This window comes from Paenochrobactrum gallinarii (assembly GCF_014205685.1).
Classification (GTDB): domain Bacteria; phylum Pseudomonadota; class Alphaproteobacteria; order Rhizobiales; family Rhizobiaceae; genus Paenochrobactrum; species Paenochrobactrum gallinarii.
Genome location: NZ_JACIIU010000008.1, coordinates 1 through 20,893 on the forward strand (window position 1 = coordinate 1; position 20,893 = coordinate 20,893).

The following is a 20,893-nucleotide window of genomic DNA, read 5'->3' on the forward strand; positions in this document are numbered from 1 at the left end:
TAAAGCCGCGTTAATAGGCCGGACATATGACTGCACCGTCCCATGGGGCACTAACGCAGAAATACCTTGCTATCAGGGCCGTTCCACATATGCAATAGAGGCTAAAATAGCTGGCGTTCCATGATCAAAACGACGTATATCCGCGGCATAGGAAAACTGATCCAGATCCCATGAAAATGGATTTTCCTGACTAAACCAGCCACGTAGTTCCGGCGCACAATTTGTCAAAAGTTCAGGCTTCACCTGCAAAATACCAGCGCCCGATGTGCCGCAAAGCCATTTTAGCGATGTTGAGACAACAAAGTCGATCTGCGTATCCGCGATGCTGAAAGGTGCAACACCAACCCCTTGCGTAATATCTGCTCCGACAATCGTCCCCATTCGATGACCGTGTTCAGTTAAGCGCTGTAAATCAGTACGATAGGATGATGTTGAGGTCACAAATGTCAGCAAGGCAAGCGCCACATCTTCTTGCCAATGCGCGATCATATCATCATCACGCACCCAAGTTTCACCCGCGCGCAACGGCACAGTTTCAAGTGTAAAACCAAAGCGCTCAGAGATACCAGCCAGCATGAAGTGCAAGCTCGGGAAGCAATCACCAGCAATCAACACGCGTTTTCCTGCAAGTGTTTTGCGCGGTAAACTACCGATCAGACTATATAAAGCGGTCGTGACATTTTCAGCCGTTGTCAGTGAGCCCGCCGGAGCGTCAATCAATTGGCACCACATATCAATAAATTGCTGGCGTTTTTGTAAAGCTGCCGGCCATTGCCCGTCATTTTCCGCGGCCCAAATGCTTGCAAATTCTGAAAGAGCTTTGCTCATCAGTTCCGCTTTACCAGCAAAAGTGCCTATCGAATGATAGAGAAAATAACCGGACATTTGTTCCCTCTTTTATTTTGTGATCATATGATCATTAATTATAAGAAGCGTCAACTGTGACTCGCAACTTCCCAAGTTGTCACGCTTGATTAACCCGTGATATTCGTATTGCATCGTCAGTGACTGCTGATGTCTCGGCTCTGACCAAGCGTTAGAAAAATAAAAAGGAACGCCTAGTGAAAATGAAATTCGGACCGGTTTTGTCCCGCACGACCATTCAGGACAGCGTCTACCAGCAGTTAAGACAAGCATTGATGAATGCACAATTCGATCCGGATCAGACACTGACCATTGCTTCGCTGGCCGAAACTTTCGGCACCAGCAATATGCCGGTGCGCGAAGCATTGCGCCGCTTAGCCGCTGAAAACGCTTTAGAAATTTCGTCCGGCGGATCAGCCCGCGTGCCGGTTGTTACCAAAGCAAGGCTTGATGATTTATGCCGTGCGCGTGTGACATTAGAAGCCATGGCGACTGAATTAGCTGTTCCGCTTTTAACGCAAGACGATCTTACTACTTTGCAAAATATTGTGAGCGAGCAACAAACCATCGGCCGCGAAAAAGATGTCTACACCTTGATCGGTAAGAATCAGGAGTTTCATTTTACCATCTATCGGGCTTCCGGTTCCGAAGTTTTGATCCAGTTGATTGAAACCCTGTGGCTGCGCTTCGGGCCTTATATGCGAGTTTTATCAACGCATAGCGCCCCACTGATTAAAGCAGGTGTGGCCGAGCCTTCCGGCCACCATCAAACAATCTTGCAAGCCTTGCGTGACAGAGATGCGGCACGCGCCAAAGCTGCCATGATTGCCGATATTGAAGCAACGCAAGAGGTGTTGCGCACATTGTGCCCTGAATAAACACGCAACCCAAATATGGCCGTATGCTCCCATAAGCATGCGGCTATTTTACTATTCTGAAACTGGTATTTTGCTTTTTTTAAGCTCGCTTTAAAGCGGTTACTTCCAGCTCGACCAGCATTTCTTCCGTCGCGAAACCGCAAATAATGGTGGTATTTGTCGGACGCGGATCAGAAAAAGTCTCGCCCAGGACCTTAGACACTGCCATCACGTCTTCACGCTTTTTAATAAAAACCCGCACCCTAACAATATCGGCAAGTGATGAACCGGCCTGCACCAGCGCATTCGCAATGGTGCGCAGGCTTTGACGTGTCTGCTCCGCCGGATCATCCGAGATGCTGCCATCTTCAAAATTATAACCGGCAGTACCTGAAACAAACACCCAGCGACCATCGATAACTGCGCGTGAATAACCGGCCATTTCTTCGAATTTTGAGCCGGAATTAATGGTCCAACGTTCTGCACTCATATTTTTTAATCCTTCAGCATCTTGATTTGATCAAATGATCATGATTAGCTTTGTTAGTCAATAAGCACACGGGGAAACAAACAATGGCCGTTGACACGGAGCCGCACAGGTCGGGGAGAGCGACAAGTGCGGGAGAGTTAAAAATTAAAAATGTTGCCCGCGCTTTCAGCGGCATCAAAGCGTTGGACGGTGTAAATTTCACTGCCGATGCAGGGAAAATCACAGGGCTGATCGGCCCCAATGGCGCGGGGAAAACCACCTTATTCAATGCTGTCGCAGGCGATTTATCAGTCGATAGCGGTGAAATTCATTTGGATGATACGCGCATTGATTCCAAACCCACTTATGAGGTTTTTCATCAAGGATTGGTACGCACGTTTCAAATCCCGCGCCCTTTTGCACGCATGACAGTGCTTGAAAATGCAATGTTCGTGCCTGCAAGTCAGCAAGGTGAAAAATTTTGGAACAGTTGGTTACGCCCTGCAAAAGTGGCGGCACAAGAAAAGGCCAATCTGGAAAAAGCCCGCGCGATTGTGGAATTTTGTGGCCTGTCCAAAGTTGAAAAACAATTGGCAGGTTCCATTTCCGGCGGCCAGCAAAAACTGGTGGAGTTAGCCCGCGCCTTGATGGCTGATCCAAAAACCATTCTGCTTGATGAACCAGGCGCAGGTGTTAATCCGGCACTTTTGGATGTCATTGTCGAAAAAATTGTCGAGCTGAATAAACGCGGCATCACCTTTCTTATCATCGAACATAATATCGATTTCATCATGTCGCTGTGTGACAAAGTAGTGGTGATGGCCGCAGGTCGCGTCATCACGGAAGGCGCACCGGATGATGTGATTGCAAATCCGGCTGTTATCGAAGCCTATCTGGGAGGTGCGCCGCTATGAGCAATCAATCTGTGCACACACCCGTCTTGCAAGTAAACAATATCTTTGCCGGTTATCACCCTGACTTGCCAATTGTGCAAGGCGCCTCTGCCTATGTTAACAAAGGCGAGTTCGTTACCATTATCGGCCCGAATGGTGCCGGAAAATCCACTTTCATTAAAGCCATTGCCGGTGTGGTCAATATCACATCAGGCGAAGTTTTGGTGAATGGCAAAAACATCACCAATATTGAAACCCACAATATGGCTTCAGCAGCCATTGCTTATGTTCCGCAAACAGCCAATGTTTTCACCTCGCTGACCATTGATGAAAATTTGCGGCTTGGCGCATCAGACTTGCCGAAAGCCGAAGCTGCACACCAAATTGCAAAGGCTTATGCAGATTTTCCTGATCTGATGAAACATAAGAACAGTAAAGCCGGCGTCTTATCCGGTGGCCAGCGCCAGATGCTTGCTGTGGCACGAGCCCTACTTACTTCACCGGATTTACTCATTCTGGATGAGCCGAGTGCCGGTCTTTCTCCCTTGATGGTCAATGATGTTTTTACGCGCCTGCAAAAGCTGGTCGCCTCCGGCGTCACAATTTTAATGGTTGAGCAAAATGTCAAAGCAGCCCTTGCCATCGGTGATCGAACCTATGTGCTGGCTGATGGCAAAAACCGTATCGACGGAAAATCCGCAGATCTTGCAGCCAATGAGGAGGTCACCGCGATTTATCTGGGTAAGGGTGGGAGAAAAAGCTGATGTTGCAAGCACTTGTAGATGGTATTCTAACAGGCTCGATCATTGCACTCGGTGCGATCGGCCTGACATTGACAATGGGCATTTTACGCTTTGCCAATTTTGCTCATGCGGAATTGATCACATGGGGCGCTTATATGGCGCTCGGATTTCTCGCGCTAACAGGCGTTTTTGCAGGGCCTGTTGCTCCCTTTTCCTTTGGCATTCCCTTGCTGCTTGCAATGGTTTTCGCAGCCATTGCCACGTCCGCGCTTGCCTTATTAATTGATCATCTGGTCTATCGGCCACTGCGTAAATCCGCATCCCAAATGACCCTCGTCTTCAGTTCATTTGGTGTTTCTTTGCTGGTGCGGATGATTATTCTGCTGCTCTTTGGCGGCAGTGCGCAATATTTCTCCTCAAGTCTGCAAATTGCCATTCCGGTTGCTCCGGGTATGCGCATTATGCCTGACCAGTTATTTACATTGGCGCTGACAATTGTTGTCGTCATCGCACTGCATTTTTTTCTGCAAAAAACACGCCTTGGCCTGTCCATGCGCGCATTGGCAGAAAATCCGGAACTGGCACGCATTAACGGCCTGAACACGAAAAACATCGTGCGCTGGACATGGGTTATCGGAGCATCTTTAGCAGCCATTGCCGGTGTGCTTTATGGGCTCACTGTGCAACTGCGCCCAGAGATCGGCTTCCACCTCATTCTGCCTTTATTTGCTGCGGCCATTCTTGGCGGTGTCGGCAATGTTTTTGGTGCCGTCATTGGTGGATTGATCGTCGGTCTTGCTGAATCCTTGTCCGTTTTCATCATTCCGGCCAGTTACAAAATGGCAGTGCCGTTTCTGATCCTGATCGCTGTTCTTTATATTCGCCCGTCCGGCCTGTTCGGCGGCACCATCGGAGGTGCAAAATGAGTGGTTTTGCGGCTTATCTGGTTTTCTTTCTCATTATGGCGCTGACCTATTCCATCGTCGTGATGGGGCTTAATCTGCAATGGGGCTATACCGGGCTTTTCAATGCGGGCGTTGTCGGCTTTTTTGCTATCGGTGCCTATGGAACCGCCATTCTCATCGGCCCTGACCGTTCTTATCTGATTGGTGGTTTTGGCCTGCCTTTCCCGATTGGTGTTTTAGGCGGTGCCGCATTGGCTGCCATTGCTGCGCTGATCGTCGGCCTTGCAACATTAAGGTTGCGCGAGGAATATTTAGCCATTGCCACTTTCGGCATTGCCATCAGTATTCAGCTTGTTGCCCTCAATTTTGATAGTCTGACCGGTGGCGCACAAGGGCTGGTTGGCCTGCCACGCCCATTCTTCAACTATTTCGATACGCCCAATAATTACAATCTTTTCTATCTCGGGCTTGTCGCTTGCATCACGCTTATCATCTATCTCGGTTTGCAGGCCGCGCTGCAATCTCCATGGGGACGTTTGCTCAAAGGTGTGCGTGAAGATGAACGTGCAGCTGCTTCTCTTGGTAAAAACCCAACCAACATTCGCCTGCAAGTTTTTGTGCTTGGCTGCACATTAATCGGCTTTGCCGGTGGCCTATATGTCGGCTTTATCGGTTTTGTCAGTCCGCTGGATTTCCTACCGATCCTGACCTTCCAAATCTGGGCGATGCTCATTGTCGGTGGCAGTGGCAATAATTTAGGCGCAATTGTTGGTGCCGTTGGTGTCTGGGGTCTTTGGAGTATGAGCGGCATTGCCATCAGCTCATTCTTGCCTGTGCAATATCAATCACAGGGCGGCGCGATCCAAACTATCCTGATCGGCCTGCTGATCATCCTCACTTTGCTGTTTCGTCCACGCGGCCTGATCGGCGAAGTGGATGCTGTTTCCAAACATATTAAGTGAGCGCAGCAATGATTAATCCTCCCACGCTCTGGCACGCAACAACGCCGCAACAAACACAATACCCGGTATTAAACGATCTCATCCAAACGGATGTGGTCATTATCGGCGGCGGGTTTACCGGTCTTGCAGCTGCCGGAAAATTAAGCGAAGCCGGACGCTCAGTGATCGTCTTGGAAGCACACACAATCGGCTTTGGTGCAAGCGGGCGCAATGCCGGCTTTGTGGTGCCCAATTTTTCCAAGGCATCACCGGATTACGTCATAGACAAACTCGGTGACAAACGCGGCAAAGCGCTGTTGCAAATGGTCGGGCGCGGGGCGGATCGTGTATTTGAACTGGCACGCCTTGGCGGCCTCACCCGTGAGGCTGAGCAAAATGGCTGGCTGCAACCTGCCCATTCAGCGGAAATGGCACAAGCGCTTAAGCAACGTGTCACCCGATGGCAATCTCTGGGGCAGCCGGTTGAATGGCTCAATGCCGAACAGACAATTGAGCGTACCGGCATTCAGCTTTATCACGGCGCACTGCGTGACAATTCCGGCGGAATGATCAACCCGCTCGCCTATGTGCATGTTTTGGCCAAACGCGCACAAAGTTTTGGTGCACAAATTTATGAAAAAAGCTCAGTTCTCTCAGTTGAGAAACATCAGGACAAGTGGCTGATCGATACTCCGAATAGCTCAGTCACGGCTCAATCAGTATTGATGTGCACCAATGCTTTCGAGAAGGGTGCCGCCCATCAAGTCGGGCGTACAATCATCCCGCTACATGTTTATCAAATGGCAACCAAACCACTGCCACAAAATATCGTGCAGCGTTTTTCACCCATGCGTGAACCGGTATCCGACAGTCGCACCAATATTTTTACCTACCGGCTTGATCAGGATAACCGATTGATTTCCGGCGGCATGGCACTACTGCCTTTTCATGCAGAAAAGCGCATGAGCCATGCAATCGTCAGTCGTTTAAGCCATGAATTACAATTGAGCGAAGTGCCGGAAGTTGAATTTATCTGGCGCGGCACGGCTGCAATCACCACCGACTACCTGCCACATATTTATCAATTCGGAAATGGATTTTTCGGCGCCACCAGTTGTAACGGCCGTGGTGTCGCCATGACAACCATGCTCGGTGAAACATTAGCCGATGCAATTCTTGGCACTTGTCCGACCGATCAATTACCGGTGCCGTTGATGGCCGCAAAGCCTGTAAGGCTGCGTCCGCTGGCAAAAGCCGCGCCATCTTTTGTACTGGCACAAGCAAAACTAAAGGACTGGCTCAAATCTAAAAACTAATACCAACCACAACAATAATGAAGCTTCAAACAAGCTCATAAAGGGGAAGAGCAATGAAAAAAACAATCATCAAAACAGCCGTAACAATCGGTCTATTGTCTACCGCTTTGTGCTTGGGCAATATGTCTGCCCAAGCACAAGCAAACAAATCTTGCGAAATTTCCGTAGGCTCGGTTTTGTCCATTACCGGTTCGATGGCCGCAATCGGGAAATCGATCGGCGATGCCGCACAACTAGCCATCGACCACTTCAACGAAGCTGGCGGGGTCAATGACTGTAAAGTAAAATTCATCCTGCGCGATGATCAGGGCTCGCCAAACGTCGGCGTTGATGCAGCCAAAACCCTCGTTGAAATTGAAAAAGTACCCGTTATTTTAGGTGCCATTCAGTCCGGTGTATCGCTGCCAATTCTTACATCCGTCACGGTGCCGAGCAAGGTCACTCAAATTTCCTGCTGCGCCAGTGCGCCTATTTTCACAGAACTTGCCAAAGAAGGCGGCACCAATGGTTATTGGTTCCGTACTCTGCCAACAGACCGTCCGCAAGCAATCGTCATGGCCAGTATTGCCAAAGAGCGTGGTTATAAAAATGTTGCCATTATTCACGTCAATTCAGATTATGGCGTTTCTTTAAGCAAACAATTCAAACTTGCTTTTGAAAAAATGGGCGGCAAGGTTTCCGGCGTGACACCTTATAATCAGGAGCAGGCATCTTACCGTGCAGAGGTCAATTCTGCCCTTGCCGGTGAACCGGACGCACTCTTCCTTATCGCATTTCCGGCAGATGGCGCAACCGCTGCCCGCGAGTGGATTTCTTATGGCGGCACACAAAATCTGCTGTTGAGCAATGCGCTGCGCGCCGATGAGTTTGTCAACGCTGTTGGGGCGCAATATCTGCAAAATGCTGCCGGCATTGATAATGCGCAGATTGAAGGTGAATCCGTTGAAGCATTTAATGCCTCATGGAAAGAAAAATACGGTTCCGAGCCAAATGGCCCCGGTCTCCACACCATATATGACGCTGCTGCTGTTGCGCTTTTAGCCATGGAGCAAAGTGGCAAAGCTGATGGCACCGCCATCCGTGATGCCGTGCGCGTTGTAACCGGTGGCGAAGGTGAGGCCGTCTATCCGGGTGCGGCCGGCTTTGCCAAGGCCAAAGACCTGATCAAACAAGGCAAGCCAATCCGCTATTATGGCGCAACCGGACCAATCAGCTTTGATGCCAACGGCGATGTAACCGGCCCTTATCTGATTTGGGGTGTCAAAGACGGCAAGCTCTCCACCCTCGACAAATGGGATAATCAGCGCGTCTCCGATCTGCTGGCAACCGTCGACAAAGAATAAGTCAAACAGACATGGCAGGCGCAAAAGCGCCTGCCTCATAACAAACAAACGGCATCCTCTCAACTTTTGACTGCCGTAACGATAAACAGGATTTATTATGGCCCGCTTAGCACGTCGTATCACCCAGACATCCAAGAAAAATTACGGCATGTACGCTAAAGCCGCAGCTTTAGCCGCGAAAGGTGCCGATTTAATTCATCTGGAATTAGGTCGCCCCTTTCATGACACGCCTGATCATATCAAACAGGCAACAATTCAGGCTTTGCGTGACGGACATGTCCATTATAGCGACCTGCAAGGTATTCCTGAGCTGCGCCAAGCTCTTGCAGAAAAACTACGTCATTATAACAAGATAGATGCCGATCCATCAGAGATCATTGTCACCAATGGTTTGACGCAGGCTTCCTTTTCTTCCTTTATGACATTGCTTGATGAAGGTGACGAAGCCATTTTGCTGGAACCTTTTTATCCGCAGCATCTCGGTAAAATTGAAATGGCCGGTGCGAAACCCGTCTTTGCTGAATTGAATAAAGAACAAGGCTTTCGCATCGAACGCGCGCCGATTGAAGCGAAAATCACCAAAGCAACCCGCATGATCGTCATCGTCAATCCGGTCAACCCGACAGGACGCGTCTATTCACGCGAAGAGTTGCAGATCATTGCCGATCTTGCCATTCAATATGATTTAACTGTTGTATCTGATGAAGTTTACGAAGAAATCGTTTTTGACGGTGCTGAACATATCAGCATTGCGGCCTTGCCCGGTATGCGTGAACGCACAATTTCACTTTTTGCTTTCACGAAAGCTTATGCAATGGATGGATGGCGGTTAGGCTATCTCTTTGCTGACAAATCACTCATTTCGGCATTGGTAAAAGTTACCGCTTCGGAAGTCACGCACGTCAATACATTTATTCAACATGGCGCACTCGCCGCCATCACTGGCCCTGCCAATATTTTACAAGACATGGTTGATGACGATAAAGAAAAGCGCAACCTTGTGGTACGCCGTCTGAACCAGATGCCCGGCATTACCTGCGAATTGCCGGAAGGCACAATCTATGCTTTTCCGGATATTTCTGCGACAGGCATGTCAGCGCAAGAAGCCGCCGATAAAATTCTGGAAGAAACCAAAGTGGTGGTTGAGGCCGGCAGTTTCTATGGGCCACAAGGTGAAAGCCACTTACGCATCTGCTTTGGCTCTGAAAGCATCGAACGCCTTGACGAAGCGATGGATCGCCTGACGAGTTTCTTCAATGCGCGCTGATTAGCTTATTTACACATAGTAAAATATATGGCTCAGCTTGAGCCGTATATTTTACCTCTGTATTTTCTTAATAAGATCACCTATATTAGACGAAGCATCGTTTAAAGATGTGTTCAAGCGAAACAAAATCGGATAGATTAATGCTGTAAAAACCGTAGATATCATGAGTTAAAATCAACCGCCTATGCGGCCTGATAATTCGTGATTTTCTTCATGTCTGCGGTTTAATTCTCTGATTTCACGCTTTCTCCATGATCTGCTTTCACCTAAAGCGTATAATCCACGCCCAAACCGTCAGACCCTCGTCATGATTGCGCTATGAGGATTTTGAAAAATGGAAATTACTGAACACTAGACGTGTTTCTTTCAGGGAGCTCTCCTGAAACATCACAAAATTCAGCACCGGTTACACTCTTTCTGCCATGCGGAAGGTTTTTGCCTGAGCTGATTTCATTTTCAAAATTACCTCTTAGGATACCAGATGACACATCATTATCTGACGCTTGAAGGCGTTTCTTATGTGTTGCCTGATGGCACAACGCTTTTTCATGATCTCAACGAGCAGTTTGACCACCGGCCGACAGGTATGGTCGGGCGCAATGGTGCCGGAAAAACTGTGCTTGCCCGAATTTTAAGCGGCGCGTTACAGCCAACAACCGGCCATTGTCAGCGTTCTGGTGCGGTACATTATCTGGCGCAGCAAATCGCTCAGCCAGATAATGCAACACTTGCCGGACTGGCGGGTATGCAATCCACTCTGGATGCGCTCAAACGTATCGAAGCTGGCAGCACAGAAATTGCTGATTTTGATGCCTTGGGTGATCGCTGGGACATTGAGCAGCAATTGCAAACCGAACTGGAGCGCAACGGTCTTGGCCATCTTGATGCAATGACACCAGCCAACCGTTTAAGCGGTGGTGAAGCCATGCGTGTGACATTGATCGGCGCTTTATTGTCCAACACTGATTTTCTCATCCTTGATGAACCCACCAACCACCTTGACCGGCCAAATCGCATCGCATTGATTGAGCAGTTAAAACGCTGGCCACGCGGACTTTTGGTTATCAGTCACGACCGGCAATTGCTGGATGCGATGGAACGTATAGTTGAACTTTCATCACTGGGCTTGCGCAGCTATGGCGGCAATTATTCTTTCTATGAACAAAGCAAACAACAGGAACGCGAAGGCGCAATCAAACAACTGGATCATTTAAAAGCCGAACGTCGTCGTGAAGAACAAAATTTACGTGACCAACGTGAAAAGCTGGAAAAGCGACAAGCGAGCGGCAACCGCACAGCCAAACAAGCCAATCAGGCAAAAATTTTGCTTGGCCGTCAAAAAAATCGCAGTGAGGGATCAGCTGGAAAACTCCAACAGCAACAAAGTGCAGCACGTGAATTGCTGTCACAACGCGTCTTTGAAGCAGAGCAACAATTGGAAGAGAATACCGAAATTGCTTTGCACCAATTGCCCGTCAGTAATATTTCGCACAAGCGCATTGCCGAATTGGACAATGTGGAACTTCCGTTTGTCAGTGGTGCAACACGCTTTGTCAGTATAAGCTTAACCGGCCAGCAACGTTTAGGACTAGTTGGGCCAAATGGCTATGGTAAATCCACTTTGCTTAAAATATTAAGCGGCCAGCTACAGCCTTTAAGCGGAACATGCAAAATGTTTACTGAAGGCGTTTATCTCGATCAGCAATTATCCAATCTCGATCCCGAGCAAACGGTGCTTGAGCAGATACGTTTGGCAAATCCTGTTATGCCGGAAGGTGATCTGCGTATGCGTTTGGCGCAATTAGGACTGGATCTGTCGAAGATCACCGTTGCCAGCGGAACGCTCAGTGGTGGAGAAGGCTTGAAAGCCGCTCTCGCTTGCGTGCTTTATGCTGATCCTCCGGCTCAATTACTGATGCTGGATGAGCCAAGCAACCATCTTGATTTACCATCGCTCAATGCCTTGGAAGCGATGCTGAGAAGCTATCAAGGCGCTCTTGTTGTCGTGTCTCATGATGACAGGTTCATGGATAATATCGGCCTGACAAACCGATTAATTGCAACCAATCAAGGCTGGCAATTCGAGCAGGTTTAAAACGAAAGCTTCAAGGCCGGAGAGAGTTCCGGCCTTGAAATAATCACACCTTAAGCATCAACAATAAATTCGGTCATCATGCCGGTTTCCAGATGTGGCATGTGATGGCAGTGCAGCATCCAGCTAGCTGCTTCCCCCGCATCCAGCGCAACTGTCACCATCGACATGGGCGGCACATAAACCGTGTCGCGTCGGGCACCATTAAGACGGCGCGCATTGATGCCAACTACTTGGAATGTATGTCCATGCAGATGCATCGGATGCCCCATCATCGACATATTGTGGAACATCAACTCAACCCGTTCGCCATGTTTTGCATGAAGCGGCTTATGCTTGCCCCAAACAGCATTATCGATTGTCCAGACATAAGGATCCATCGAGCCGCCGAGCATAACCATATGCGTTGTCTGCGCTTGTCTTTGCCCGACACCATTGATGGCTGATAATTGTATCTCCTGTGAAAGATCAATATCGAAGGCAGGTGCATCCTCAGAAGCATCCGTTGCAATTTTTGCAATTTCTGCTCCGGCACTGGCCAAAATAATACCGGTTTGCTCACGCGCCCCTTCACGCAGTGCCAAAATCGGCCATGCACCGGTTTCAGCAGGTAAATCCAATTCAATATCAAGGCGTTGCCCCATGGAAAGGCCAAAGCGTTTACCTGCAACAGGCTGAATGTCATGCCCGTCAGTGGCGACAAGGCGTGCCGTTACCAAACCTGTATCAATCCAAAATGTCGTGGCTGAAGACGCATTGATAATGCGCAGACGCACGTGCCCGCGTTTTTCAACCTGCACAATTTCAGGGTCATGCAATGTACGATCATTGGCCAGATAGGCGTCCCAATCATAATCATTGAGATCCATCTCCATATTCATGCCCATCATATGCCCCATATTTCCCATACCGGCACTGCCATGGTTCATACCTTGCATCGACGCCATAGAGCCATGACCACCGCCCCCGCCATGGCCAGTATGAATTTCCGCCATCACTTCCTGCGGCGTTTTGAAGGACAAATCATGCAGGAACATCACAACCTCCTGCCGGTCTGCTGTCACATCTTCTTTGCGGCGAACAATCAGCGGAGCAGCTAAGAGCTGCATTTCCTGCATCGGCACATGGCTGTGCATCCAGTGCGTGCCAGGTTGCGGGGCAAAATCATAGCTACGCATTTCCCCTGGTTTAAGCATCGGCATTGGCATGTCCGGCACACCATCCTGCTCATTAGGCGGAATTTGACCATGCCAGTGAATAAGCGTTTCCACATCAAGATGATTGGTCAAATCGACACGGAAATGTTGCTCCGGTTCAAGAATAAGCCCTTGGCCGGATGGCCCTTGCAGCCCATAAACGGTGGCAGCACGACCATTAATATCAAGTGTGCGGCTGCTGGCAGAAAGTTTCAAAACATTATTATTTTGCGCAAAAGCACTGAAAGGCAATTGTGTGGCTGCAAGCATAGCAGCGCCACCGGCTAAAAAGCCGCGTCGGGATAGGTTTTTCATAAAATTCACCCTCGGAGCCTCACGCTCCGTTATCATAATCTCATTGATAGATAACCGGTAAATACCGGTCGTTTTTCAAAGGGAAAATGATATGGGCGGGCGCTCGTGCAGCGGTGGCTGACTGGCAATAAGTGCCGCTTCCAAACGCGGCAAATATTGTTTTTCTACGTGGAAAACAGGTAATTCCGCATGCAAATTTACCAAAAAGCCACCTGTTCCGAAACAAATCAGATCGCAAACAGAGCTATCATTCTTGCAAATATTGTCTTCAACGCAATAAGTCATTGATGAAGACATATGTTCCGTTTTAGCCATTTGGGCAGAATGGTCACTCTCACTCATAGTCACCATTCGGCTTTCATGCGCCTGTGTCATCACCGACATGGCGCTCAATGAAAGTACCGAAAAGAGGATCAGTAAAAAACGAAACATGGTGAAGAGATAGGGCTTCACCATGTTTTTGTCTATCTTTGAAAAATTAAATTATTGTCATTCAGGCAAAGCGTTTTGCACCTGCCACGCATAAAACCACGCTGACAGCAGAGCCAACCATCGTCCATGCAATCGGCTCATGGAGAAAAATACCTGCCTGAAGAAAGCCGAAAAATGGTTGCAAAAGCTGCAATTGTCCGACACGGGCAATGCCACCAAGCACAAGGCCGCGATACCAGAAAATAAACCTTACCATCATTACCGGCAGCGCTGCCATATAGTGCAAAACCTGCAACCGTTGCAGCACCAATGATGGAGTATACCCAGAGGGCTGGCTCAGGGCGTTCGCCGCCACGCAAAATAGCCGCTTTGGCTAACACCCATGAGATAACAAAGGTGAGATACGGGGAATTCTTAACGCACGCCTGATCGATAAAGTGAAACTTCACCGACTTGCCTCCCTGACGAAAAAAAGCTGTCGCCTTGTTCCAAATATCTCACTCTTGGCGCAAAATCTCATTTCACGGCGAAGTCGCTTAAGCTCTGCCGCCATATCTTCTTGGGACTCGCGGTGGCCAGGAACATTCATACCCGCGTCACGGTTGCGGGAAAGCCAGTGCCTTAGTGTCGAAAGACCTATGCTAATAAAATCCGTCGCAGCACACCGCGCCTTGGTGATCAGTGGCACTTGGATGAGGTTGTTATCACCATCAAGGTCGAGCGACATATTCTGTTGCGCCGTTGATCAAGATGGCTTTGTGCTCGAAGTCCTTGTGCAAAAACGTTGTGATATCAAGGCCGCCAAGTGTTACATTCGCAAATTATTGTCAAGCGAGGGCGCATCACCGCGAGTGATGGTGACCGATAAGCTTGGTTCATATGGTGCTGCTAATCGGGAGATTGGCCTGACAGCACGTAATCACCGTCAGCATGAGGGCTTGAACAATCGGGCCGAGAACTCCCATCAGCCGATATGCAGGCGAAAGCGGGTCATGAACCGGTTCAAATCAGTACAACATTTACATCGTTTCTGCTCGATCCATGACCCGATCAACAATCTTCACTACTTCCCACGCAACCATCTCACCTCACCTGATCACTGCGATCTGCGTAAAGACACCATCAATATGTGACGTGAAATCACATGCCTGAAATCTGCATAACAAAAACACAAATTCCAAACTGTATATGTGTGCAAGTTAAGGTTACGGTGCCCTGCTCGGCATGGCTGTCGCGAATGAATTTTTCGCTCTGCGCCGGATGAAAACGTCATCTTTCGGCATTTTATTGAGCCTTGAGCCAGCGCTTGGTGCTAGTATCGGCTTTATTATTTAGGCCAAACACTCACAGTAGTTCAATTAACTGGCATTGCACTGGTTATCATTGCCAGTATCATCAGTACCCGATAGGCTGCATAAAGATGCAAGCAAACAGTAAGAGCAGATTGAATGACACGGCCAATAAAACCTGCCCCCGAAATGGATTTAGGCGAACTGCCTGAAATTCTTGGTTATTTACTGCGTATTGCTGCCCGCGCATCTGACCGGCAGGTTTTGCCTGTTTTGGCAGCCAATGGCTTTACCCGTGCCGAAATCACCACATTGATGATTATAGCCTATAACCCAAACCGCTCTTTGCAGGAGATAACCACAGCTGTTGGCGTGGAAATGCCCGCAACACAACGATTGGTCAATGCCTTACGACAAAAAGGCTACGTCACCCAAAGTCGTCCGGATTATGATAAGCGCATCACACAATATCAAATCACACCAAGCGGCCTTGAACAAGCCGAGCGGATGAAAGATCTCTCCAATGAAAAAGACCGTAAACTTATGAATGGTCTGTCTGAGACAGAGAAAAAAGAGCTTTTCCGTCTGCTGCGTCACGTCGGAAGTTACACTGAGTAAAAATGAAATCCCGCTCTTGTAGAAATTACTTAACCGCGTTAAGTAATTTTGAGAGAGGTATTTTATGCAGAGTTCAGATCATCTCGCGCCATTTAAGCGCCTTAACATCCGCAATCAATCGCTGGAAGCGATCCGCCATTATCTGCACCAATATCCCGAACTTGCCTATAAAGAAACAGAAACTGCGGCTTTTGTCATAGATGCCTTAAAGGCACTCGATATTCCGTTTGAAAGCGGCATCGGCAACACCGGCATTGTGGCCACGCTGCGCGGTACTGCAACAAAATCCGGTGAAGACAGCGCCATTGTTGGCTTCCGCACCGAGCTTGATGCACTTCCCATTACCGAGCCAAATGATTTTGCCCATCGCTCGCGCAATCAGGGCGTCAAACATGCTTGCGGCCATGATGGCCACATGACTATTCTGCTCGGCCTTGCAGCTTATTTGAGCGAGAATCGCGATTTCGACGGCACTGTCCGTTTTATTTTCCAGCCCGCAGAAGAAGGTGGCGCTGGTGCCAAACGCATGATTGAAGACCGGATGCTTACCCGTTTTCCGATGCAACGGGTTTTCTCTTTGCATAACTGGCCGGAACTACCGGCAGGCACAGTGGGCGTTTTAAACGGCCCTATTATGGCTGGTGGCTACACGGTGGAAGTCTCTGTCACCGGCACCGGCGGGCATGGCGCAACCCCTTATGCCTGCACTGACCAGCTCAACATTGCCGTGCAAATTCTCAATCAGATGCAATCATTCATGGCGCGCCGCTTGCCGCCATTTAATCCCGCAGTGCTTTCGATCACCCGCATTACCGGCGGCGAAGCCAATAATGTTATTCCTGATGAAGTGCGCTTTGACGGCACTATTCGTCTTTTTGATGCGGTTGCCGCAAAAATCATCGAAACGGAAATGCCTGCACTGATTAAAGGCATCGCGCAAAGCTGGGGTGCTGACGCCAAGGTCAATATTCAGGAATATTACCCACCCACCATCAGCGATATGGCGTCGGCCGAATTGGTTGTCAAAGCTGCAAATGACTTGGGGCTAGCAGTAGCAAGCGCTGAAAATGGCCTGCGTCCTGCCATGACCAGTGAGGATTTTTCCTTCATGTTGCAGGAAGTGCCAGGGTGTTATTTCTGGCTCGGTCAAGGTGGGGATTACGGCCTTCATCATCCGTATTATGATTTCAACAATCAGATTTTACCAGCCGGTGTGGCGCTTTATGCGCAAATCGCCCGGCTCGCATTACAGATGACAAAAGAAAACAGCTGAAAGCCGCGAAGAACGGATGAGGCTTAAAATCCTGCTACAAGGGGGACTTGAATTATGGCCGTGACACAACAAGATGGCGCAAGTGCCGGACAACCGGCGCCGCGTAAAAATAATGCAAAAATGATTTTCGCCATCTCGATCGGTAATGCGCTCGAATGGTTTGATCTTGCCGTTTACGGCTTTTTGGCAGCCACCATTGCCAAACTGTTTTTTCCGGCCGTCAATGAATTTTATTCACTGATGCTCACCTTTGCCACCTTTGGCGTGGCTTTTGTCATGCGCCCGCTGGGCGCTGTGGTGCTTGGGGCTTATGCCGACCGTGTGGGGCGCAAAAAAGCGCTGTCACTTTCCATCTGGATGATGATGCTCGGCACATTTGCCATTGCAGTGGCACCAACCTTTACACAAGCCGGTGTTTTGGGCTCCATCATGGTGGTGCTGGCTCGCCTTGCGCAAGGTTTTTCTGCCGGTGGTGAATTTGGTTCGGCAACAGCATTTCTGGCTGAACTCAACCCTAAAAAACGCGGCTTCTATGCCAGCTGGCAGTTTGCCTCGCAGGGTCTTGTCACTTTGCTTGCATCGGCTTTCGGTGTTTATTTAAACAGCGGCCTGACACCGGAACAATTGGAAAGCTGGGGCTGGAGATTGCCGTTTTTCTTTGGCCTGCTAATTGGCCCTGTTGCGATTTATATCCGTCGCCAGATGCATGAATCTGAAGAATTTGCCGCTGTTGCCAAACAAGGCGACACCAGCAGCCTAGGCCAGACTGTTGTGGCCGAGCGTCAAAAACTTCTGCTTTCTTTCGGTCTGGTTATCTTGCTGACCGTAACCTCTTACACGCTGCTGTTCCTGCCTTCTTATGCCGTGCGCCAATTGCACCTTGAACCCGTTTACGGGTTCACCGGCACATTGCTGATGGGTTGTATCCAACTGCTTATGACACCAATTTTTGGTGCTCTTTCCGACCGTATCGGCCGCACGCCAACAATGCTTGCCGCTTCGCTGATCATTGCCGTTGGTATTATTCCCGGCTTTGCCTATCTCGACAGCCATGTGTCAGTTTTGGCTTTCCATATTTTGCTTGGCGCTCTGGCTTTGGCACTTACCGGCTATTCGGGTCCGCTCGCAGCCCTGATGTCTGAGCTTTTTCCTACCCGTTCCCGCGGCGCGGGTCTTTCAATGAGCTACAGCTTTGCCGTAACTATTTTTGGCGGATTTGCACCATTCATCATTGCATGGATGATCAATGCCACCGGTTCCAATCTGGCACCGGCAATTTATCTGGCTTTCGGCAGTGCTTTGAGCTTTATTACCGTCATCTATATACGCCGCCTCGGCTTGCGCTAATTTGAAAACAGGAGACAGCTTATGTCGCAAGATGTAACACTGAAAGCAGTACGGGATTGGGATGCCAATGATGGTTTACGCCAATTTCGCGAGCGCTTTACTATTCCTGAGAATATGATTTATCTGGATGGTAACTCCTTGGGACCTGCACCGAAATCAGCCCTTGCCGCACTGGAACATGCGGCACATGCTGAATGGGGACAAGACCTCATCCGCAGCTGGAACAGTGCCGGTTGGTTTGAACTGCCTTTGAAGCTTGGCGATCAGGTAGGCGCTCTTGTCGGTGCAGATAAAGGACAAATCGCAGTTTGCGACAGCACATCGATTAATATTTTCAAGGCTTTAAGCGCTGCAGCAAGCCTGCGCCCGGATCGTAAAGTGATTGTCGCGGAGGGCGCAAGCTTCCCGACCGATCTTTATATTGCGGAAGGTTTTGTCGCCAGCCAGCCACAACTGAGCCTGAAATTGCAAGGTGTTGACGGCGATACAATCGAAGAGCTGCTTTCTCCCGATGTCGGCGTGGTTTTGTTAAACCATGTCAATTATCGCAGCGGCTATTTGCATGACATGAAAGCAATGACTGCCCGCATTCAGGCTGCAGGCGCACTGGTCGTCTGGGACTTATGCCACAGCGCCGGTGCACTGGATGTGCAGCTTGATGATTGCAATGCCGATTTTGCTGTTGGCTGCACCTATAAATATATTAATGGCGGCCCCGGCGCACCTGCTTTCATCTATGTTGCACAACGCCATCAGGCACAAGCACGCCAGCCGCTTTCCGGCTGGTGGGGACATGCGCGTCCCTTTGCTTTTGAGCAGCAATATGAAGCAGCGCCAGCCATTGCCCGCTTTCTCTGTGGGACGCAGCCAATTCTTTCCATGCAATCCCTAAATGGTGCATTGGAAGCATGGCAAGGCGTCAACATGGCAGATTTGCGCAGCAAAAGCCTCGCGCTGACCGATCTTTTCATCAATTTGGTTGAAGAGCGTTGCAAAAATTTTGGCCTGCAACTCATTACCCCGCGCAAGCATGAAGAACGTGGCTCGCAAGTGGGCTTCACCCATCCGCATGCTTATGAAGTCATGCAAGCGCTGATTGCCGATGGTGTTGTTGGTGATTTCCGTGCGCCGGATGTGTTGCGTTTCGGTTTCACCCCACTTTATATCAGCTTTGAAGATGTCTGGAATGCGGTTGAAGTGCTACGCGATGTACTGAGCACCGAGCGCTGGAAAGAGCCGCGCTTTGCCTCGAAAAACGCCGTCACATGATTTGAATAAAACACTTGTCGCGGCTGCACTCGCCGCGACAAACCCCGTTTATTCAAAGTTTTATCATATTTTTAACTCAGCAATCGCTTCTGTAATAATTCGATCTGGTGATCAGCAAAAACTTCAATGCCGTTTTGGCGCAATAGTGCGGCCGTCACACCATTGCCGACATGTTTTTGATTGCCGAAACTACCATCATAAATAAAAGCGCTGCCGCAAGACGGGCTACCATCAATCAGTAATGCAAAGCGGCAATGATTGGCTTTTGCGACATCAAGCGCTATTTGCGCCCCTTTGATAAAAAGAGCCGTCACATCTTCACCGTCCAACGCAACAACTTTCGCATCACCTGCTAGCACCGCTTCACCTGTTTGTGCGGCACCAATTTCGGCCGGTAATCGCGGCACACTAAACCCGCCTTTCAACTCCGGACAAACCGAAACAACACGCCCTTCTGTCTGCCATTGGTCAAGCAAAGCATGATGCAATGTTTTGGCTTTGCCATTATAGCGTACCGGCTGCCCCAGCAGGCAAGCACTGATAAGGATTTTTTCACGGATAACAACCATTCTGTTCAAAATTTTCCAGTAAAAAGCCATCAATTATCGTCAATATACAATAGTCAGTTTATCCACATTCCACTATTATTGAGCATATTACTTTTAAGGCGAATTTGATTTTCGCACAACAATTCCTTATGAAAAATTGCTCAAGCCACATCTATTGGCTAAAGATTTTGCCTGAACTTTTTATTTGCAGGCAAAATTATCATGAAAGTCGAAAAAGCAACCCCGCTTTAGCGCGCTCTGATTTTACTTCCGCCAATTGCGCTTCTGCTTAAATAAATTCTGCCACTGCAACTGTCATGCCCTGACGCGCCACATCCAGTGCGGATCGACGTTTATCCAAGTCTTGTGTGCTGATTGTGCGTGACCCTATTAAGCACTGTGCCCGGGCAAAATTGGCTTCAGTCTGTCTGAAGCTTGCCTGTTGCTGCACAACCGCGGCCCACGCTCGCACCACACGGCCTTCATTTTCACGTAAATTATGGTCAAGCTTTGCAGTATTCAAGCGATCGAGCACCTATCGTTTTGCAACATGACCACCAACTTCTGCAACAACATTTACAATACGCTCATCGCTTAATGATGTGCCAACAGCCACTTCTTCGCGCGGCACAAACAAGCCATTAAACGGCAAAGTTAAATCCGTCTTGAGCCGTTCAACGGTAACTGTCGTGACGGTTTTAGCAGTGTGGGGTTCGTCTTGCTCTTCATTGGCAAGCGCCGCATTCACACCAAATACAAAGCATAAGAAACAAGCGAGAGGCGAAAGAACAACCTCATGGTTCAATACCTTCAAAAAATGAAGCGCGGAAGCGCTAACGATGCCTGCTGAGAACCAAAAACCGTGCAGATTACGCGCAGAGACCGTCGAAACAATGCTGGTATGATTAAAACAGAT

General features: G+C 49.1%; 20 protein-coding genes and 2 pseudogenes. 14 read left to right on the plus strand and 8 right to left on the minus strand.

Annotated elements, in window-relative coordinates:
* Window positions 1-72 precede the first annotated feature (72 nt).
* Complete coding sequence (locus FHS77_RS09325) at window positions 73-885, minus strand: aminotransferase class V-fold PLP-dependent enzyme (RefSeq protein WP_184222657.1); 813 nt, start codon at window positions 883-885, stop codon at window positions 73-75.
* A 182-nt stretch (window positions 886-1,067) separates the two neighbouring features.
* On the opposite strand from FHS77_RS09325, the gene FHS77_RS09330 reads away from it, so the two are divergent.
* Window positions 1,068-1,742 (plus strand): GntR family transcriptional regulator, encoded by a 675-nt coding sequence (locus tag FHS77_RS09330; protein ID WP_210307088.1) that lies wholly within the window; start codon window positions 1,068-1,070, stop codon window positions 1,740-1,742.
* 79 nt (window positions 1,743-1,821) lie between these two features.
* On the opposite strand, the gene FHS77_RS09335 is transcribed toward FHS77_RS09330, so the two are convergent.
* Window positions 1,822-2,211: a RidA family protein gene (locus tag FHS77_RS09335; protein ID WP_184222659.1), complete on the minus strand. Its 390-nt coding sequence runs from the start codon at window positions 2,209-2,211 to the stop codon at window positions 1,822-1,824.
* A gap of 83 nt (window positions 2,212-2,294) precedes the next feature.
* Here FHS77_RS09335 and FHS77_RS09340 point away from each other — a divergent pair, with 83 nt between their 5' ends.
* The 8 genes from FHS77_RS09340 (at window position 2,295) to FHS77_RS09375 (ending at window position 11,693) form a co-directional block, all read left to right on the plus strand.
* A complete protein-coding gene (locus FHS77_RS09340) occupies window positions 2,295-3,104 on the plus strand; it encodes an ABC transporter ATP-binding protein (protein WP_184222661.1) in 810 nt (269 codons plus the stop codon).
* The gene (locus FHS77_RS09345) at window positions 3,101-3,847 is read left to right on the plus strand and encodes an ABC transporter ATP-binding protein (protein WP_210307089.1); all 747 of its coding nucleotides are present in this window, start codon (window positions 3,101-3,103) and stop codon (window positions 3,845-3,847) included. Before FHS77_RS09340 ends, FHS77_RS09345 begins: the two co-directional genes overlap by 4 nt.
* The gene (locus tag FHS77_RS09350; protein WP_184222663.1) at window positions 3,847-4,752 is read left to right on the plus strand and encodes a branched-chain amino acid ABC transporter permease; all 906 of its coding nucleotides are present in this window, start codon (window positions 3,847-3,849) and stop codon (window positions 4,750-4,752) included. Before FHS77_RS09345 ends, FHS77_RS09350 begins: the two co-directional genes overlap by 1 nt.
* Complete coding sequence (locus FHS77_RS09355; RefSeq protein ID WP_184222665.1) at window positions 4,749-5,693, plus strand: branched-chain amino acid ABC transporter permease; 945 nt, start codon at window positions 4,749-4,751, stop codon at window positions 5,691-5,693. The genes FHS77_RS09350 and FHS77_RS09355 overlap by 4 nt, the downstream gene beginning before the upstream one ends.
* Before the next feature lie 8 nt (window positions 5,694-5,701).
* A complete protein-coding gene (locus FHS77_RS09360; protein ID WP_184222667.1) occupies window positions 5,702-6,988 on the plus strand; it encodes an NAD(P)/FAD-dependent oxidoreductase in 1,287 nt (428 codons plus the stop codon).
* Between the two features lie 53 nt (window positions 6,989-7,041).
* Window positions 7,042-8,331 carry an ABC transporter substrate-binding protein gene (locus FHS77_RS09365; protein WP_246431283.1) on the plus strand — a complete coding sequence of 430 codons (1,290 nt, stop codon included), beginning with the start codon at window positions 7,042-7,044 and terminating at the stop codon, window positions 8,329-8,331.
* Window positions 8,332-8,428: 97 nt separating this feature from the next.
* Window positions 8,429-9,598 (plus strand): pyridoxal phosphate-dependent aminotransferase, encoded by a 1,170-nt coding sequence (locus FHS77_RS09370; RefSeq protein ID WP_184222669.1) that lies wholly within the window; start codon window positions 8,429-8,431, stop codon window positions 9,596-9,598.
* Window positions 9,599-10,079: 481 nt separating this feature from the next.
* Complete coding sequence (locus FHS77_RS09375) at window positions 10,080-11,693, plus strand: ABC-F family ATP-binding cassette domain-containing protein (RefSeq protein WP_184222671.1); 1,614 nt, start codon at window positions 10,080-10,082, stop codon at window positions 11,691-11,693.
* A 50-nt stretch (window positions 11,694-11,743) separates the two neighbouring features.
* Here FHS77_RS09375 and FHS77_RS09380 read toward each other — a convergent pair whose 3' ends face one another.
* The 3 genes and pseudogenes from FHS77_RS09380 to FHS77_RS09390 all read right to left on the minus strand — a co-directional run.
* Window positions 11,744-13,201: a multicopper oxidase family protein gene (locus tag FHS77_RS09380; protein WP_184222674.1), complete on the minus strand. Its 1,458-nt coding sequence runs from the start codon at window positions 13,199-13,201 to the stop codon at window positions 11,744-11,746.
* Window positions 13,202-13,276: 75 nt separating this feature from the next.
* Window positions 13,277-13,657, minus strand: a complete 381-nt coding sequence (locus FHS77_RS09385; RefSeq protein ID WP_184222676.1) for a hypothetical protein — start codon at window positions 13,655-13,657, stop codon at window positions 13,277-13,279.
* 37 nt (window positions 13,658-13,694) lie between these two features.
* Window positions 13,695-13,998, minus strand: a pseudogene (locus FHS77_RS09390) (hypothetical protein); the annotation flags it as partial.
* 266 nt (window positions 13,999-14,264) lie between these two features.
* On the opposite strand from FHS77_RS09390, the pseudogene FHS77_RS09395 reads away from it, so the two are divergent.
* The 5 genes and pseudogenes from FHS77_RS09395 to kynU form a co-directional block, all read left to right on the plus strand.
* A pseudogene (locus FHS77_RS09395) lies at window positions 14,265-14,766 on the plus strand (IS6 family transposase); the annotation flags it as partial.
* 315 nt (window positions 14,767-15,081) lie between these two features.
* Window positions 15,082-15,540, plus strand: coding sequence for a MarR family winged helix-turn-helix transcriptional regulator (locus FHS77_RS09400; protein WP_184222680.1), 459 nt, complete (start codon window positions 15,082-15,084; stop codon window positions 15,538-15,540).
* Between the two features lie 64 nt (window positions 15,541-15,604).
* On the plus strand, window positions 15,605-16,813 hold the full coding sequence (locus FHS77_RS09405; RefSeq protein ID WP_184222682.1) for an amidohydrolase: 1,209 nt from the start codon (window positions 15,605-15,607) through the stop codon (window positions 16,811-16,813).
* A 54-nt stretch (window positions 16,814-16,867) separates the two neighbouring features.
* Window positions 16,868-18,160, plus strand: coding sequence for an MFS transporter (locus FHS77_RS09410; RefSeq protein ID WP_184222684.1), 1,293 nt, complete (start codon window positions 16,868-16,870; stop codon window positions 18,158-18,160).
* 21 nt (window positions 18,161-18,181) lie between these two features.
* On the plus strand, window positions 18,182-19,429 hold the full coding sequence (kynU, locus tag FHS77_RS09415; RefSeq protein ID WP_184222686.1) for a kynureninase: 1,248 nt from the start codon (window positions 18,182-18,184) through the stop codon (window positions 19,427-19,429).
* 71 nt (window positions 19,430-19,500) lie between these two features.
* Here the strand turns inward: kynU and FHS77_RS09420 are convergent, their stop codons facing one another.
* The 3 genes from FHS77_RS09420 to FHS77_RS09430 form a co-directional block, all read right to left on the minus strand.
* Complete coding sequence (locus FHS77_RS09420) at window positions 19,501-19,989, minus strand: 2-thiouracil desulfurase family protein (protein ID WP_343060993.1); 489 nt, start codon at window positions 19,987-19,989, stop codon at window positions 19,501-19,503.
* A 277-nt stretch (window positions 19,990-20,266) separates the two neighbouring features.
* Window positions 20,267-20,500, minus strand: a complete 234-nt coding sequence (locus tag FHS77_RS09425; protein WP_184222690.1) for an HlyD family secretion protein — start codon at window positions 20,498-20,500, stop codon at window positions 20,267-20,269.
* 12 nt (window positions 20,501-20,512) lie between these two features.
* Window positions 20,513-20,791, minus strand: a complete 279-nt coding sequence (locus tag FHS77_RS09430; protein WP_184222692.1) for a hypothetical protein — start codon at window positions 20,789-20,791, stop codon at window positions 20,513-20,515.
* Between the last annotated feature and the right edge of the window lie 102 nt (window positions 20,792-20,893).

What these genes read in the sequence shown, in the direction of transcription:
- FHS77_RS09325 (WP_184222657.1), bottom strand. Translation starts at nt 885, where the DNA reads ATGTCCGGTTATTTTCTCTATCATTCGATAGGCACTTTTGCTGGTAAA.
- FHS77_RS09330 (WP_210307088.1), top strand. Translation starts at nt 1,068, where the DNA reads ATGAAATTCGGACCGGTTTTGTCCCGCACGACCATTCAGGACAGCGTC.
- FHS77_RS09335 (WP_184222659.1), bottom strand. Translation starts at nt 2,211, where the DNA reads ATGAGTGCAGAACGTTGGACCATTAATTCCGGCTCAAAATTCGAAGAA.
- FHS77_RS09340 (WP_184222661.1), top strand. Translation starts at nt 2,295, where the DNA reads ATGGCCGTTGACACGGAGCCGCACAGGTCGGGGAGAGCGACAAGTGCG.
- FHS77_RS09345 (WP_210307089.1), top strand. Translation starts at nt 3,101, where the DNA reads ATGAGCAATCAATCTGTGCACACACCCGTCTTGCAAGTAAACAATATC.
- FHS77_RS09350 (WP_184222663.1), top strand. Translation starts at nt 3,847, where the DNA reads ATGTTGCAAGCACTTGTAGATGGTATTCTAACAGGCTCGATCATTGCA.
- FHS77_RS09355 (WP_184222665.1), top strand. Translation starts at nt 4,749, where the DNA reads ATGAGTGGTTTTGCGGCTTATCTGGTTTTCTTTCTCATTATGGCGCTG.
- FHS77_RS09360 (WP_184222667.1), top strand. Translation starts at nt 5,702, where the DNA reads ATGATTAATCCTCCCACGCTCTGGCACGCAACAACGCCGCAACAAACA.
- FHS77_RS09365 (WP_246431283.1), top strand. Translation starts at nt 7,042, where the DNA reads ATGAAAAAAACAATCATCAAAACAGCCGTAACAATCGGTCTATTGTCT.
- FHS77_RS09370 (WP_184222669.1), top strand. Translation starts at nt 8,429, where the DNA reads ATGGCCCGCTTAGCACGTCGTATCACCCAGACATCCAAGAAAAATTAC.
- FHS77_RS09375 (WP_184222671.1), top strand. Translation starts at nt 10,080, where the DNA reads ATGACACATCATTATCTGACGCTTGAAGGCGTTTCTTATGTGTTGCCT.
- FHS77_RS09380 (WP_184222674.1), bottom strand. Translation starts at nt 13,201, where the DNA reads ATGAAAAACCTATCCCGACGCGGCTTTTTAGCCGGTGGCGCTGCTATG.
- FHS77_RS09385 (WP_184222676.1), bottom strand. Translation starts at nt 13,657, where the DNA reads ATGGTGAAGCCCTATCTCTTCACCATGTTTCGTTTTTTACTGATCCTC.
- FHS77_RS09400 (WP_184222680.1), top strand. Translation starts at nt 15,082, where the DNA reads ATGACACGGCCAATAAAACCTGCCCCCGAAATGGATTTAGGCGAACTG.
- FHS77_RS09405 (WP_184222682.1), top strand. Translation starts at nt 15,605, where the DNA reads ATGCAGAGTTCAGATCATCTCGCGCCATTTAAGCGCCTTAACATCCGC.
- FHS77_RS09410 (WP_184222684.1), top strand. Translation starts at nt 16,868, where the DNA reads ATGGCCGTGACACAACAAGATGGCGCAAGTGCCGGACAACCGGCGCCG.
- kynU (WP_184222686.1), top strand. Translation starts at nt 18,182, where the DNA reads ATGTCGCAAGATGTAACACTGAAAGCAGTACGGGATTGGGATGCCAAT.